Raw genomic sequence first — 1,054 nt, 5'->3', positions numbered from 1 at the left:
GGCGTTTGCGGATCTTGTGCGCGAAGTGAGTACCGAAGCGGTCGACCCAATACCGGACCGTTTCATGGCAGATATCGATGCCACGCTCATGGAGCAGGTCTTCGACGTTCCGAAGTGAAAGCGGAAATCTGACGTACATCATCACTGCAAGCTGGATGATTTCGGGCGATGTCTTAAAGTAGCGAAATGGGTTCTGGCTCATTTTTGGAGCCTAAGCGCCAGAATGGGCCGCCTCAAGGTCAATCAACCTGATAATGCCGGGCGATGTCATCATATTCCAAGGCTAGACGACGAGATAAGCCAACCCAAGCTCGGCTCCTTTGACAATGCCCTCGGATCATCTATTTATCGAACTTTGTGCTTGCAGAACCGGGGCCGTCCAAACATGATAGTCCGGCTAATCCGACAGTGCCCCGCGAGAGACAGCCTAATTCGGAACGTACACAGATATAATGTTTGGGGTGTCTTGATAGCACCCATGTATCAAGAGCTTAACTGTCTCGTTTGAAAAATATGCAGACGTCAAAACCGCGAGAAGCGCCTCATAATTCGGGTGTGTTGTTTGCAATACATATCGACCTGATGTGGCGCAATTATCAGGATTAATAGCTGCACCCTCCAAAGTAACCATCACAGCTGTCGGCCCGACCGCAAGTATTTGGATCTTTTTTACTGGCGTGTTTTCATAAGCCAATGCATCTCCGGAGAAGGCCACGGAAAACATCACACCTGAAGACACGAAGCGAACGACGGATTTTCTCCCTTTTTTGAGCACACTCACCGCACATGCAGAGAAGACATTTTTCACAGTTAAAGTCCTTTATAAACTTGTAAGCTTGCCAAAAGAATTTTCATGAGGATTAAAATTCATTACGCGTACCTTGGCAACAGGCAAACCATCTCCGAACCAGATTCCATTTTTCGCAAGCGAGCAGGTCTCATGCAGCGATCAACTCCCGCCATTCGAGAAGAGCGGCGTCGCGAATCGATTTGAACCTGGCCCTGCTCTCGATATCCCATTGATGATTGAAGTGGTTGTACACAGACGAATGGA

The 1,054-nt window shown here is 48.5% G+C and carries 1 protein-coding gene and 2 pseudogenes; all 3 read right to left on the bottom strand.

The genetic code is table 11. The features are described from left to right. A pseudogene (locus HY29_RS19785) lies at nt 1-202 on the bottom strand (IS6 family transposase); the annotation flags it as partial. Between the two features lie 225 nt (nt 203-427). Further along, nucleotides 428-808, bottom strand: a complete 381-nt coding sequence (locus HY29_RS19280; protein ID WP_155838400.1) for a hypothetical protein — start codon at nt 806-808, stop codon at nt 428-430. 130 nt (nt 809-938) lie between these two features. Beyond that, nucleotides 939-1,054, bottom strand: a pseudogene (locus HY29_RS19990) (IS6 family transposase); the annotation flags it as partial.

The sequence above is a fragment of the Hyphomonas beringensis genome, assembly GCF_000682755.1.
Lineage (GTDB): Bacteria > Pseudomonadota > Alphaproteobacteria > Caulobacterales > Hyphomonadaceae > Hyphomonas > Hyphomonas beringensis.
The sequence above is the reverse complement of the archived record's forward strand: the minus strand, read 5'-3'. Positions and strand labels throughout refer to the sequence as shown.